At 69.1% G+C, this 12013-nt stretch carries 14 protein-coding genes and 2 pseudogenes; 8 read left to right on the top strand and 8 right to left on the bottom strand.

The annotated features are described in order from the left end of the window. The coding region (locus PO768_RS03085) for an EAL domain-containing protein (RefSeq protein WP_272644839.1) at positions 1 to 1117 on the top strand (1117 nt) is incomplete at its 5' end. A 22-nt stretch (positions 1118 to 1139) separates the two neighbouring features. On the opposite strand, the gene PO768_RS03080 is transcribed toward PO768_RS03085, so the two are convergent. After that, the gene (locus PO768_RS03080) at positions 1140 to 2063 is read right to left on the bottom strand and encodes a LysR substrate-binding domain-containing protein (protein ID WP_272644838.1); all 924 of its coding nucleotides are present in this window, start codon (positions 2061 to 2063) and stop codon (positions 1140 to 1142) included. Between the two features lie 129 nt (positions 2064 to 2192). Here PO768_RS03080 and PO768_RS03075 point away from each other — a divergent pair, with 129 nt between their 5' ends. The 4 genes and pseudogenes from PO768_RS03075 to PO768_RS29245 form a co-directional block, all read left to right on the top strand. Beyond that, the gene (locus PO768_RS03075) at positions 2193 to 3167 is read left to right on the top strand and encodes a Bug family tripartite tricarboxylate transporter substrate binding protein (RefSeq protein WP_272644837.1); all 975 of its coding nucleotides are present in this window, start codon (positions 2193 to 2195) and stop codon (positions 3165 to 3167) included. 12 nt (positions 3168 to 3179) lie between these two features. Beyond that, positions 3180 to 4343, top strand: a complete 1164-nt coding sequence (locus PO768_RS03070) for a CaiB/BaiF CoA transferase family protein (protein ID WP_272644836.1) — start codon at positions 3180 to 3182, stop codon at positions 4341 to 4343. A gap of 50 nt (positions 4344 to 4393) precedes the next feature. Then, positions 4394 to 4948 (top strand): annotated as a pseudogene (locus PO768_RS29250) (HpcH/HpaI aldolase/citrate lyase family protein); the annotation flags it as partial. A gap of 118 nt (positions 4949 to 5066) precedes the next feature. Continuing rightward, positions 5067 to 5318: pseudogene (locus PO768_RS29245) on the top strand (CoA ester lyase); the annotation flags it as partial. A gap of 44 nt (positions 5319 to 5362) precedes the next feature. Here PO768_RS29245 and PO768_RS03060 read toward each other — a convergent pair. The 5 genes from PO768_RS03060 to PO768_RS03040 are packed head-to-tail and all read right to left on the bottom strand — an operon-like array spanning position 5363 to position 7628. Next, complete coding sequence (locus tag PO768_RS03060) at positions 5363 to 5950, bottom strand: DUF1877 family protein (RefSeq protein ID WP_272644835.1); 588 nt, start codon at positions 5948 to 5950, stop codon at positions 5363 to 5365. Positions 5951 to 5978: 28 nt separating this feature from the next. Next, complete coding sequence (locus tag PO768_RS03055; protein WP_272644834.1) at positions 5979 to 6593, bottom strand: 3'-5' exonuclease; 615 nt, start codon at positions 6591 to 6593, stop codon at positions 5979 to 5981. Further along, a complete protein-coding gene (locus PO768_RS03050) occupies positions 6590 to 6787 on the bottom strand; it encodes a hypothetical protein (protein WP_272644833.1) in 198 nt (65 codons plus the stop codon). The genes PO768_RS03055 and PO768_RS03050 overlap by 4 nt, the downstream gene beginning before the upstream one ends. 8 nt (positions 6788 to 6795) lie before the next feature. Further along, a complete protein-coding gene (locus PO768_RS03045; protein ID WP_272644832.1) occupies positions 6796 to 7203 on the bottom strand; it encodes a GNAT family N-acetyltransferase in 408 nt (135 codons plus the stop codon). Positions 7204 to 7256: 53 nt separating this feature from the next. Next, the gene (locus PO768_RS03040) at positions 7257 to 7628 is read right to left on the bottom strand and encodes a hypothetical protein (RefSeq protein ID WP_272644831.1); all 372 of its coding nucleotides are present in this window, start codon (positions 7626 to 7628) and stop codon (positions 7257 to 7259) included. 184 nt (positions 7629 to 7812) lie between these two features. Here PO768_RS03040 and PO768_RS03035 point away from each other — a divergent pair, with 184 nt between their 5' ends. Further along, positions 7813 to 8208, top strand: a complete 396-nt coding sequence (locus tag PO768_RS03035) for a VOC family protein (RefSeq protein ID WP_272644830.1) — start codon at positions 7813 to 7815, stop codon at positions 8206 to 8208. Here the strand turns inward: PO768_RS03035 and PO768_RS03030 are convergent. Together PO768_RS03030 and PO768_RS03025 are read right to left on the bottom strand one after the other, a co-directional pair. Beyond that, positions 8203 to 8700: an AAA family ATPase gene (locus PO768_RS03030; RefSeq protein ID WP_272644829.1), complete on the bottom strand. Its 498-nt coding sequence runs from the start codon at positions 8698 to 8700 to the stop codon at positions 8203 to 8205. The two genes, PO768_RS03035 and PO768_RS03030, sit on opposite strands and share 6 nt — an antisense overlap. A 135-nt stretch (positions 8701 to 8835) precedes the next feature. Then, a complete protein-coding gene (locus PO768_RS03025; RefSeq protein ID WP_137944530.1) occupies positions 8836 to 9048 on the bottom strand; it encodes a hypothetical protein in 213 nt (70 codons plus the stop codon). Between the two features lie 214 nt (positions 9049 to 9262). Here PO768_RS03025 and PO768_RS03020 point away from each other — a divergent pair, with 214 nt between their 5' ends. Together PO768_RS03020 and PO768_RS03015 are read left to right on the top strand one after the other, a co-directional pair. After that, entirely contained in the window at positions 9263 to 10735 is a 1473-nt protein-coding gene (locus tag PO768_RS03020; protein ID WP_272644828.1) for a DNA recombination protein RmuC, read from the top strand. Continuing rightward, a complete protein-coding gene (locus PO768_RS03015; RefSeq protein WP_272644827.1) occupies positions 10732 to 11919 on the top strand; it encodes an MFS transporter in 1188 nt (395 codons plus the stop codon). Before PO768_RS03020 ends, PO768_RS03015 begins: the two co-directional genes overlap by 4 nt. Positions 11920 to 12013: the final 94 nt, after the last annotated feature.

Genomic DNA, 12013 nt, shown 5'->3' with positions numbered 1-12013 from the left:
CGCGCTGCTGCTGCCGCTGGCGGCCGATTCGCTCGACGAGGCCGCAGTGCTGGCGCTGGTGGCCGGTCTGCGTGCACGGCTGCCCCAGCATGGCCAGGCGGCGCAGCAGCGCGTCGCGCTGGAGCTGGCCTTCGGCCTGGTGACCAGCGCCGATCTGCTGGCGCGCCAGCCCGGTGCCGACGGTGCCGAGCTGCTGCGCTGCGCCGAGCTGGCGCTGGACATGGGGCAGGACCCGCGCTGGCGCGAGACCCATGACGGCCTGGTGCTGCTGAACACCGCCACCGCCCAGGCGGTGGCGCGCAGCATGGCCATCGAGGCCGAGCTGCCGCAGGCGCTGGCCGGCCAGCAGCTGCATCTGCTCTACCAGCCCAAGCTGCGCCCCGATGGCCAGCTGCTGGGCTTCGAGGCCCTGGTGCGCTGGACCAGCCCGGTGCTGGGCGCGATCTCGCCGGTGGACTTCATCCCGGTGGCCGAGGCCTGCGGCCTGGTGGGCGGCATCAGCGACTGGGTGATCGAGGCGGCCTGTGCCCAGCTGGCGCAGTGGCGGGCCCAGGGCCTGCCCGTCGAGCACTGCCATCTGGCGGTCAATCTCTCGGCCCGCGATCTGGAGCGCGACAGCCTGTTCGAGATGCTGCAGGCCAGCCTGGCCCGCCAGGGTGGGTCGCCGGCGCAGCTGGAGCTGGAGGTCACCGCGTCGGCGCGGGCGCGCCCGCCGCCCCAGGCGCTGCAGCAGCTGCAGCGCCTGCACGAGGCCGGTTTTCGCATCGCCATCGACGACTTCGGCACCGGCTATTCCTCGCTGGCCAAGCTGGTGGACCTGCCCATCGATGTGTTGAAGATCGACCGCAGCTTTCTGCGCAGCCTGCCCGGGGACGCGCGGCGCGAGCGGGTCGTGCGTTCGGTGGTGTCGCTGGCCCACAGCCTGCGGCTGCAGGTGGTGGCCGAGGGGGTCGAGACCGTGCCGCAGCTGCTGTTCCTGCAGGCGCTGGGTGTGCAGGGCCTGCAGGGCTATCTCTCCGGCCGGCCGGAGCGGCCCGGGCATTGGGAGGCGCGGATACGGCAGGGCAGTCTGAAGGACCTGTCGGACACGGGGCCGGCGGCGCTGAGTCCGGCCTAAGTCCTGGGGCCCTGTCCCGACGTTACGGCCGGGCCGGGCCCGGCCACACCGGCCCGTGATGCGCGCAAATGCGCGCGATCAGCTCGTGCGCATAGGCCGGTAGACGCTGGCCCTGGCGGGTCAACAGATAGCGCTGGCGCAGTGCCCAGTCGTCCTTCAGCGCCACCAGCGCGATGCCCATGCCGGCGGCCTGATGGCGGTGCGCCGCCGATTCCGGTGCCAGCCCCAGGCCGACCCCGGCCTCGACCATGCGGCACATCGCATCGAAGCTGCTGACCTGGACCCGCAGCTTCGGCGCGGCCATGCCCATCTCCTCGACCACGCGGGTCAGGAAGCGCGCGATCGTGCTGTCCTCGTGCATGCCGACAAAGGCCTCGCCCAGCACCTCGGCCAGCGCCACCTTGGCGCGCCGCGCCAGCCGATGACGGCGCGCACAGACCAGCACCAGGCGGTCGGTCGCGAAGTGAAAGGCGTCCAGCCCCTGCGGATCGACGGCCCCGGCCGCGATGCCCAGATCGGCCCGGCCCTCGCGCACGCCGCGTGCAATCTCGTGGTTGGCATGCTCCTTCAGCCCCACGGTGACACGCGGCTGCGCGGCCAGAAAGCCGGCCAGGATCTCGGGCATGAACTCGGTCATCGCCGTGGTGTTGGCGAACACCCGCACATGGCCCTGCAGGCCGCCGCCATACTCCTGCAGCTCGGCGCGTAGCGACTCGGCTTGCTGCAGCATCAGCCTGGCATGGTGGGCGAAGGCTTCGCCGGCCGGCGTCAGCCGCACGCCCCGCGCCTGCCGCTCCAGCAGCGCCATGCCGGCCTGCTCCTCGATGGCGCGGATGCGGGTGCTGGTGGCCGTCAGCGAGAGGTGAACCAGCGCGGCGGCATGGGTCAGATTGGCCTGCTCGGCCACCACGACAAACAGACGCAGATCGCTCAGGCTCAGACGCATCGCAGAGATTTCCGGCGCTCGTGGCTTCCGGAAATCGGAAGCCTTCTCTCCAAACATTGGCATTGTTGCGCAGAGCGGCAGCGACCAAGATCGTGGCATTCCAATCCCACCGACACACGGAGACAAGCCATGACATCTCACCAAATGATCCGTCGCACGCTGTGCGCTGCCCTGCTGGGCCTGTGCAGCGGCGCGGCGCTGGCCAGCGACTACCCGGCCAAGCCCATCGCCCTGATCGTGCCGCAGAACGCTGGTGGCACGAACGACATCGTGGCCCGCATTGTCGGCCAGCGTCTGGGCGAGACGCTCAAGGGTACGGTGGTGGTGGAGAACCGGGTCGGGGCGGGCGGCAATATCGGCCCCCAGTTGGCGGCCCGGGCCAGCAAGGACGGCTACACGCTCTTGATGACCATCAGCAGCAGCCAGGCCATCAACCCGGCAGTCTACAAATCGCCGGGCTTCGACCCGGTGAAGGACTTCGTGCCGATTGCGCTGGTCGGCTCGGTGCCCAATGTGCTGGTGGTGACGCCCGGCTTTGCAGCCAAGAACCTGGACGACTTCCTGAAGCTGGTGAAGGCCAAGCCGGGCGTCTACCAATACGCCTCGGCCGGCAACGGCACGCTCAACCATCTGCTGGGCGAGATGCTCAACAGAATGGGCGGGCTGGACATCCAGCACATCCCTTACAAGGGCGTGGCGCCGGCGCTGACCGATGTGATCGGCGGCCAGGTGCCGATGGCCTTCGCAAGCCTGCCCTCGGTGCTGGGCTATCTGAAGAGCGGCCGGCTGCTGGCCCTGGGCGTGAGCTCGCCGCAGCGCTCGCCGGCCCTGCCCGAGGTGCCGGCCATCGGCGAGAAGGTGCCGGGCTATGCCGGAACCCTGTGGGTGGGCCTGTTCGCGCCGCGCGGCGTGCCGGCGGAGGTGGAGCGCCGCCTTGGCGAGGCGATGGCCAGTGTGCTGCAGCACGGCGAGACCCGCGCCGCGTTGAGCGCCCAGGGCGTGGAACTGGCCAGCGCAACGCCGGCCCAGTTCGCCGCGCTGCTGCAGGAAGACATCGCCCGCTGGGGCAAGCTCGTCAAGAGCTCCGGCGCCAAGATCGACTGAGGGGCGCCCATCATGAGCACCGCACGCCCCCGCCCGCTCGACGGCATCACCGTCGTCTCGCTCGAACACGCGATTGCCGCGCCGTTCTGCACCCGCCAGCTGGCCGATCAGGGCGCGCGGGTCATCAAGGTGGAGCGGGCCGGCGACGGCGACTTCGCCCGCCATTACGACAGCCGGGTAGCCGGGCAATGCTCGCATTTCGTCTGGGTCAATCGCTCCAAGGAAAGCCTGGCGCTGGACCTGAAGAGCCCGGCCGCCGATGCCGTGATGCAGGGCCTGCTGGCCAAGGCCGATGTGTTCGTGCAGAACCTCGCGCCCGGGGCCGCCGCGCGGCTGGGCCTGGATGCCGCGACCCTGCGCCGGCGTTACCCGCGCCTGATCGTCTGCGACATCTCGGGCTATGGCAACGACGGCCCCTACCGCGACCGCAAGGCCTATGACCTGCTGATCCAGGCCGAGGCCGGCTTTCTGTCGGTTACCGGCACGCCCGAGGACCCGGTCAAGGCCGGCGCCTCGATTGCCGACATCGCCGCCGCGATGTATGCCTACACCAACATCCTCTCAGCCCTGCTTCTGCGCGCCAGGACCGGCGAGGGCTCGCACATCGATGTGTCGATGCTGGAGGCGCTGAGCGAGTGGATGGGCTACCCGCTGTATTACGCCTACCAGGGTGCGAGCCCGCCGCCGCGTCTGGGGGCCGCCCACGCGACCATCTATCCCTACGGCCCCTTCCAGGCCGGCGACGGCCGCACCGTGATGCTGGGCCTGCAGAACGAGCGCGAATGGCAGGCCTTCTGCGCGCTGGTGCTGGAGCAGCCCGGGCTGGCCGGCGAGCCGCGCTTTGCCAGCAACGCGGCCCGCAACAGCCACCGCGAGGAGCTGCGCACTCTGATCCTGGCCTGCTTCGCGACGCTGAGCAGCAGCCAACTGCGCGAACGCCTGGATCGCGCGCAGATTGCCAATGCCGATGTCAACAGCATGGCCGAGCTGTGGGACCACCCGCAGCTGGCCGCCCGCGAGCGCTGGACCGAGGTCGACTCGCCGGCCGGCCCGATCAAGGCGCTGCTGCCGCCGGGCGCCAACGCGGCCTACAGGCCGCGCATGGAAGCCATTCCGGCGCTGGGCCAGCACAACGCGGCCATTCTGCGCGAGCTGGGCCTGGAGGGCGGGCGTTGAACACCGGCCTGCGAGCGCGCCCGCTGGCTCAGGCGCGCAGCCTGCTGTTCGTGCCCGGCAACCGGCCCGAGCGCTTTGCCAAAGCCCTGGCCAGCGGCGCTGACGCCGTGATCTTCGACCTGGAAGACGCCGTGCCGGCGGCCGACAAGGCGGCGGCCCGCCTGGCCATCGCGGCACAGTGGCCGCAGCTGCGGAGCAAGGGCCGGCCCCTGCTGCTGCTGCGCATCAATGCCGAGGGCGGGCCTGACTGGCCGCTGGACCTGGCGCTGCTGGCGCGCCTGCCGGGGCTGGCCGCCGTGATGTGTCCCAAGGTCGAGTCGGCATTGACGTTGGCGCGGCTGGCCGAGGCCTGCGCCTTGCCCGTCCTGCCATTGATCGAGTCGGCGCGGGGCTGGCAGGCCTTGGCCGAGATCGCCGCCGCGCCCGGCGTGCTGCGCCTGGTGCTGGGCCATATCGACTTCATGGCCGACACCGGCATCAGCTGCGGCGCTGATGAGGCCGAGCTGGCGCCGCTGCGCTTCGCGCTGGCGATGCAGACGCGGCTGGCCGGTCTGGCGCCGACCATCGACGGCGTGACCGTGCAGACCGACGATGCCGAGCGCCTGCAGGCCGATTGCCAGCGCGCGCGTCGCTACGGCTTCGGCGCCAAGCTCTGCATCCACCCGCGCCAGATCGACGGTGTGCATGCAGGCTTGCGGCCCAGCGGCGCCGAGCTGGCCTGNCGATGCCGAGCGCCTGCAGGCCGATTGCCAGCGCGCGCGTCGCTACGGCTTCGGCGCCAAGCTCTGCATCCACCCGCGCCAGATCGACGGTGTGCATGCAGGCTTGCGGCCCAGCGGCGCCGAGCTGGCCTGGGCCCGCCGCGTGGTCGAGGCGGACGCTGCGGCCGGCGGTGCGGCCCTGCAGCTCGACGGCCGCATGATTGACCGGCCGGTGGTGCTGCAGGCGCAGCGCTGGCTGGCGCTGGCGGACTAGCGCTGCGGCTCGGCGGCCAGCATCTCCGGGCCGGCGCCGTCAGCTCAGCTGAACTGGATCACGGCGCCCAGTCCATGCCGGGCGGTGTGCTGGAAAAAAACTTGCAGCTCGGCGAAGTTCTCGCTCAGATAGGCCTGGGACTCGGCGTCCTGGCGCCGCCATAGCGCGCTGAGGTAGGCGTCGTCCATATCGACCCGCTGGCTGACCTCGATCAGCGCGGCCGCGTCGACAGCGGCATAGGCGGCGGCGATGCGCGCCATCGCGGCGCTGCGCAGGCAGAGCGCCGGCCCATAGCCGACCTCGATCGCGCCGATCGGCTCACCGTCCTCGAAGAAGTTTGGCGCGCCCGGCGCCAGCGCCTTCAGGCAGGTGTTGATCCCGTCCCAGGACTTGTCGAGATCGAGCATGCGCATCTCCTGCTCGGCAAAGTTCAGCGACGGCACCGGCGGCGGCGCTGCCGCGGCCTTGCCGGTCAGCCGGGCCCAGAGCGAGGGCCGGGCGTCGAAGCCGATCTCGCGCAGATAGACGGCTTCGTCGTCCGGTTCGAGCAGGCGCCAGACCAGCGGTGGATCGGCCTGCAGACGCTCGATGTGGTGATCGGCGACGGCATAGGCGAGAAAGCAGACTCCCATGATCGATTCCCTCCGTTCAACGCTGTTGTTATGGCGAATGGGGCGCCTCCGAGCCCAGCGCCCGGAACACCTGCAGCGCGGCGAAGGCGTCATTGGCCGCGTAAGTCAGCTGGCTGGGGCTCAGCGTCGCGGCGGCCCAGTTCGAGGTGGTGGCCTTGCGCGACTTGCTCAGGCGCTGTCCCAGCACGGCGGCCACCGCCGCCTTGACGCCCAGGTCCTGCCGGTAGCCCAGCTGCTGGCGCAGCAGCCGGGACAGCTCGATGCTGCCGCGCAGCTGCAGGCCGAGCTTGCGCAGCAGCGGGCCGCGGTCGGAGTCCAGGCCGAAGCCTATCTTCAGGATCTCCTCGGACTCGATGACACGCTTCAGGAAGTCCAGCGGCGGCCGGGCGTCGATCTGGATGATGAAGGCGCGCTCGCTCAGCGCGATCTGGATCAGATGCGGGCCGTCGGAGACGGCCTCGCGGGTGAAGGTCGGCTTGCTCTCGGTGTCGAAGCCAATCTGGCGCTCGCGCAGGATTTCCGCCTCGGCCGCTGCGAGATCCGCCTCACCGCGCAGCAGATGGATGCGGTCCAGCGTCAGGCCAGGAAAGGGCGGCAGCAGCGCGATCTCGTCGCGGGTCGGGTGTTCCTTGCGCAGGCTCATGGGCCCGCCCCGGGGCCCAGATCACCGTAGCGCCCGGCGATCACGACAGTAGAGCCGTCGGGGTCCCGCAGCCAGACCTCCCGGTGCCCGGCATAGGGGTTGACCGGCTCGAGCGCCGTGGCGCCCAGCGTGGCCTGGGACCAGCGGATGCTGGCTTGAACATCGTGAATGGTGATCAGCGCTTGTGCGTTCATGTTTTGCCTCAGCGCTTGCGCCGGACGACGAAAGCATTGTCGGCGAGCTGGAAGCCCAGCGCCGGGTAATAGGACATGGCATTGGGCGCGGCAAGCAGGATCAGCGACACCTCGTCGCCAATCAGCGCTTGGGTACGCTCGACCAGCGCGCGGCCGATGCCCAGGCCTTGGTAGTCCTTGTCGACGGCGAGATCGGACAGATAGCAGCAGTAGGCCTGGTCGGTCAGCGAGCGAGCCAGGCCGACCAGCTGACCCTCGACCCAGGCCGACAGCACCAGGCTCGGCGCGCCAAACATGCGCGCGATACGCGGCAGATCCTGGGTCGGGCGCTTGATGCCCGAGCGATCGAAAACACGCGCGACATCGACGGGATCGAGAGGGTGCTCGTGGCGGTACTCAACAAGAGGTGTGGTCATCGGATCGGTGAGTTGCGTTGTTCGGTCGCTGGGTGGGCTGTGATGGGGAGACTTCAGGGCGCGTCCCGGGCCATCAACACCAGCACACCGACGAGTATGAAGACCGGCCAGGACAGGTGCCGGCCGCGGGTGAAGTACAGCGGGAAGGCGGCGGACAGCAGGGCGGTGATGCCGACCACGGTCAGGACCTGGTCGCGGCCGATCTCGCCCTGGTTGGCGGCGAAGACCAGCCAGGCCAGGCCCCACCAGGCCACCGTCGTGAGATGCCAGGCGAAGCGCAGCGTGCCGACCGTGAACGCGGTGCCGCCCAGCAGCTTGGGCAGCAGCTCCTGGCGCTTGAACAGTCGCATCAGCAGATAGCGTTCGCCGAGATAGGAGTGGGCGAGGCCGGTGAGCAGCAGCAGGGCGGTGGCGACGAGAAGCATGGAGGGACGCGGCCAGGGTGGATGGTCGGGCCGACGTGAACCGAGCTTCGGGTCATCCGGTGGGTCGGGCGGGCGTTCTTTGAACCAGCCGTTTTCCGTCCTATGCTTGGCTGCTGGTCCGGCGCGCCTGGGTGGCTCGGCCGCCGCGCCGCCAGCCTCTGAGAGCTCGGCGAAAGGACTGCATATGCTGGCAAATGCTGCGGTGACGACGATGCTCCCGGTCATCGATATGGCCCGGGCCCGTGAGTTCTACGAGACGCGTCTGGGGCTGGTGCCGGGCGGGCTCAGGCCGGACGGCAAGTTCGTCTACCGGGTCGGCGGCAGCACGCTGGCGCTGTTCCCGAAACCGGACGGTACCAAGGCCGAGCACACCGCGATCAGCTTCCAGGTCGCGGACATCGCCGCGAGCATCGAGGCCTTGAAGCGCACGGGCGTCGTGTTCGAGGACTACGACTTCCCGGACTTCAAGACCGTCAACCATGTCTGCGTGCTGGGCGCCGAGAAGGCGGCCTGGTTCAAGGACACGGAAGGCAATTACCTGTGCCTGCATGAGGATCTCGTCCCGGCGCCTCGCTCATGAGGCGTGGTGGATCCTGATGTTGAAGCCCTCGGCCGCTTCCGGCGCCTGGAAGAAGGACGAGACGTGGCGGAAGTCCTCCTCGCTGAGCTGATGGGAGCCTTCCGGCCGCTCGATATTGCGCTGGGCGATGCGGGCCAGGCAGGTCTCGTCCGAGGTCCTCAGCTCATGCAGCAGATGGGCGGCGCCGGCCTGTTCGAACAGGGAACGAAACCAACCGCGGCCGAGCTTGGTATTGGCCTGGAAATCCAGCACCACGGAGTTTCCGGCGCGCAGCAAATCCACGGTCAGCGGGCCGATCACGCTCTTGAGCTTCTTCGAGAATCGGATGTAGTCATCGAAGGTCTGCATCTGATCGCCAAACAGACGCATCAGCCAGATGTCCTCGGACAACAGGATCGCATCAAGCTCCTGCGCGAGCTTCGCTGCGACGGTGGTCTTGCCGGCCCCGGCTTTGCCGCAGAAGAAGTGGAGCGTTGGGGTGGTGCTTGGCATATGGCGTGAGTCTGCTCAGGAAAATGAATCAGGGGCCAGGTCTTGACAAGGGAGCTTCGGTGCGACGGTATTGACGCGAGGGCTTGTGGCCAGGAGTTGCTTGGATTACGAGGCCTGCTTGAGCTTCGCTCCCGGCTACTCCCGAAGGGCGAGAACTTGCGCTGCGACCGCGCATGCAAAGGCCGCCAAGATCACCCCCATGTAGATGCGAGACAGGATTTGACCTTTCAATGCCAGCTCCCAAATCTTGTGAAAGTTCCATGTTCGCTCGGTGGCCATGATGAAGATAGCCAAGGGGATCGCTACGGCCAACAGCAATATGGCGACGGTAAGAAGCGTCGAACTCATGTGTTGAGTCAGGAGTCTGGAGTTGGGTCGAACGCCAGTTTAGGCGCAAGCCTTCTTGCGAGTGAAGGCTAGCCTCCATCATTGATTGCAACGGCCGGGGCACCAGTTCAATGCGCGATCTGGATTCACCGGCGCCCACGTTGCGACTCACTCCCCCATTCGCAAGCCGCCCACCGCTGCCGACACCGTGCTGCGCGCCTGAGACAATCCGGCGATGAGCTTGATCGATGTCTTGTTGCTGGGCCTGCTGGCCCTGGTGCTTGTCTTGTTGCTGTGGCTGGCGTGGGCGCAGCAGCGGCGTCGGCAGGAGCAGGGCGCTGAGCTGGCGGCCTTGCTGGCGCCGGTGGTGCAGCAGAGCTCCGAACGGCTGGAGCGTTCGCTGCGCGACGAGTTGACCCGCAGTGCCGGCGGTACCCGCCAGGAGCTGCTGGCGACCCTGGCGCAGTTTCAGCAGACCCTGTTGACCCAGGGCGGCGATGTGGCGCGCACGCAGAACGAGCAGATCGACAGCTTCCGTGTGCAGCTGGGCGGCCTGCAGCAATCGCTGTCGGCCCAGGCGCTGGCGGCCCGCGAGGCGCAGGACGCGGCCGCGCTGCGCGGCGCGCAGGCGCAGACCCAGGCGATGCAGCGGCTGTCGGACACCATGAGCGAGCAGCTGAAGGCGCTCTCGCAGGCCAATGAGCTGCGCCTGGCCGAGGTGCGCCAGACCGTCGAGCAAAGGCTGACCGCGATCCAGCAGGACAACGAGAAGAAGCTCGAGCAGATGCGCGCCACCGTCGACGAGAAGCTGCATGCCACCTTGGAGCAGCGCCTGGGCGAGAGCTTCAAGCAGGTGGCCGAGCGGCTGGAGCAGGTGCACAAGGGCCTGGGCGAGATGCAGAACCTGGCCCGCGATGTCGGCTCGCTGAACCGCGTGCTGACCAATGTGAAGACGCGCGGCATCTTCGGCGAGGTGCAGCTGGCCGGCCTGCTGGAGCAGGTGTTCACGGCCGAGCAGTACGCGTCGAACGTGGTGACGATTCCGGGCAGCGCCGAGCGGGTCGAGTTCGCGATTGCGTTGCCGGGCCAGCGCGATGACGGCAAGCCTCTGTGGCTGCCTATCGATGCGAAGTTCCCGCGCGAGGACTATGAGCGCCTGCTGGAGGCGCAGGAGCGTGCCGATGCGGCCGGCGTCGAGGCGGCCGGCAAGGCCATCGAGAGCCGGCTGCGGCTGGAGGCCAAGACCATCCGCGAGAAGTACATCGCGCCGCCCCACACCACCGACTTCGGCATGCTGTTCGTGCCGACCGAGGGCCTGTATGCCGAGGCGCTGCGCCGGCCCGGCCTGATGCAGGCCCTGCAGACCGAGCACAAGGTGATGCTGGTCGGCCCGACCACCTTGCTGGCCACGCTGACCAGCTTGCAGATGGGCTTCCGGACCCTGGCGCTGGAGAAGCGCTCGGCCGAGGTCTGGGAGGTGCTGGGCGCGGTCAAGACGGAGTTCGGCAAGTTCGGCGATGTCTTGGCCAAGACCAAGAAGAAGCTGGAGGAAGCCAGCAACACCATCGACGCGGCCGAGACCCGCACCCGCGCGATGACGCGCAAGCTCAAGAGCGTCGAGGCGCTGCCCGACGAGGCGACGCAGAAATTGCTGAAGCTGGGCCTACCCGATAGCGCCGACGAGGGCGACGAGGGCGACGCTTCTTGACGAGTGCTGCCGAACCGGCCGATCTGCGCCTGGCCTTTCCCTGGCTGATCGCGACGCTGATCGCGGTCCATGCCTGCATGGCCGTCACGCGGGTGGCGGCCAGCCTGTGGGTGCTGGATCAGGGCTATGGCGAGTGGACCGTCGGTGTGCTGCTGAGCCTGTTCGCGCTGGCGCCGCTGTTCCTGTCGCTGTGGGCCGGCCGGCTGGCCGATCGACACGGCTTTCACCGGCCGGTCGGCATCGGCGTGCTGATGGCGCTGGTCGGAGCGCTGGTGGCACTGCGCTCGCAGTCGCTCTGGGCCATCACGATCAGCTGCCTGCTCAGCGGCGGCGCGATCAGCGTTGCGGCGGTGGCGATGCAACGCGAGGCCGGGCTGATGGCCGACAACCCCGCCGAGCTGAAGCGGGTGTTCAGTTGGGTGGCGCTGGGGCCGGCGCTGTCGAATGCTTTGGCGCCGGTGGCGGCCGGCTTGCTGATCGACCATGTCAGCTTCCGTGCCGCCTTCGCGCTGGCGGTGCTGCTGCCGCTGCTGGCCTGGGGCTTTGCGCTGCGGGTGCCGCGCCATGCGCCGCGCCAGACCGCGGCCCAGGCAGGTGCGGCCGCCCGGCCCGCCTGGGATCTGCTGCGCGAGCCAGCGCTGCGCAATCTGCTGCTGCTCAACATCGTGCTGTCCGCCGCCTGGGACGCGCACAGCTTTGTCGTGCCGGTGGTGGGTCATGCGCGCGGGCTGTCGGCCTCCAGCATTGGCCTGGTGCTGGGCAGTTTTGCGGTGGCCGCGACAGTCGTGCGCCTGGCCATCGTGCGTTGGGCTCAGCATCTGGACGAGCTGAAGGCGTTGCGCGCTGCGATGGCCCTGGCCACCGTGATGCTGATGGGCTATGCCTGGCTGCCGGGCACGCCGGGGCTGATGCTGGGCTCGGCCCTGCTGGGCATGGCGCTGGGCTCGGTCCAGCCGATGGTGCTGGCGATGCTGCACCAGGTGACGCCGGCGGACCGCCATGGCCAGGCCCTGGGTCTGCGCATGCTGGCCACGAATGGCGCGACGATCGCGATGCCGGTCGGCTTCGGCCTGCTCGCGGCCGCGACCACCGCCGCCGCGCCGCTGTGGCTGATGGCGGCGCTGCTGCTGGCCGCGCAGGCGGCGGCCGTGCGCATAGGGCGGGCTCGCGGCGCCGATTCCTGAGCCGCATACCCGGCGGGCGGCCGTGCCTATGCTGGTTTTCCTGGGTGTGGCTGCCGCGCGATTTTCGTGCGTATAGCGACTATCCCGATGTACG

Origin of the sequence: Paucibacter sp. XJ19-41 (assembly GCF_028462495.1) — a bacterium.
In the GTDB taxonomy this organism is placed as follows: domain Bacteria; phylum Pseudomonadota; class Gammaproteobacteria; order Burkholderiales; family Burkholderiaceae_C; genus Roseateles_E.
Note: the sequence above shows the minus strand (reverse complement) of the source record. Positions and strands in the feature narration are given on the sequence as shown.

Excerpts from the sequence above, each read along its gene's own strand:
- PO768_RS03045 (WP_272644832.1), bottom strand. The coding sequence starts at position 7,203 with ATGACCACACCTCTTGTTGAGTACCGCCACGAGCACCCTCTCGATCCC.
- PO768_RS03020 (WP_272644828.1), top strand. The coding sequence starts at position 9,263 with ATGAGCTTGATCGATGTCTTGTTGCTGGGCCTGCTGGCCCTGGTGCTT.
- PO768_RS03070 (WP_272644836.1), top strand. The coding sequence starts at position 3,180 with ATGAGCACCGCACGCCCCCGCCCGCTCGACGGCATCACCGTCGTCTCG.
- PO768_RS03035 (WP_272644830.1), top strand. The coding sequence starts at position 7,813 with ATGCTGGCAAATGCTGCGGTGACGACGATGCTCCCGGTCATCGATATG.
- PO768_RS03025 (WP_137944530.1), bottom strand. The coding sequence starts at position 9,048 with ATGAGTTCGACGCTTCTTACCGTCGCCATATTGCTGTTGGCCGTAGCG.
- PO768_RS03080 (WP_272644838.1), bottom strand. The coding sequence starts at position 2,063 with ATGCGTCTGAGCCTGAGCGATCTGCGTCTGTTTGTCGTGGTGGCCGAG.
- PO768_RS03050 (WP_272644833.1), bottom strand. The coding sequence starts at position 6,787 with ATGAACGCACAAGCGCTGATCACCATTCACGATGTTCAAGCCAGCATC.
- PO768_RS03040 (WP_272644831.1), bottom strand. The coding sequence starts at position 7,628 with ATGCTTCTCGTCGCCACCGCCCTGCTGCTGCTCACCGGCCTCGCCCAC.
- PO768_RS03060 (WP_272644835.1), bottom strand. The coding sequence starts at position 5,950 with ATGGGAGTCTGCTTTCTCGCCTATGCCGTCGCCGATCACCACATCGAG.
- PO768_RS03030 (WP_272644829.1), bottom strand. The coding sequence starts at position 8,700 with ATGCCAAGCACCACCCCAACGCTCCACTTCTTCTGCGGCAAAGCCGGG.
- PO768_RS03055 (WP_272644834.1), bottom strand. The coding sequence starts at position 6,593 with ATGAGCCTGCGCAAGGAACACCCGACCCGCGACGAGATCGCGCTGCTG.
- PO768_RS03075 (WP_272644837.1), top strand. The coding sequence starts at position 2,193 with ATGACATCTCACCAAATGATCCGTCGCACGCTGTGCGCTGCCCTGCTG.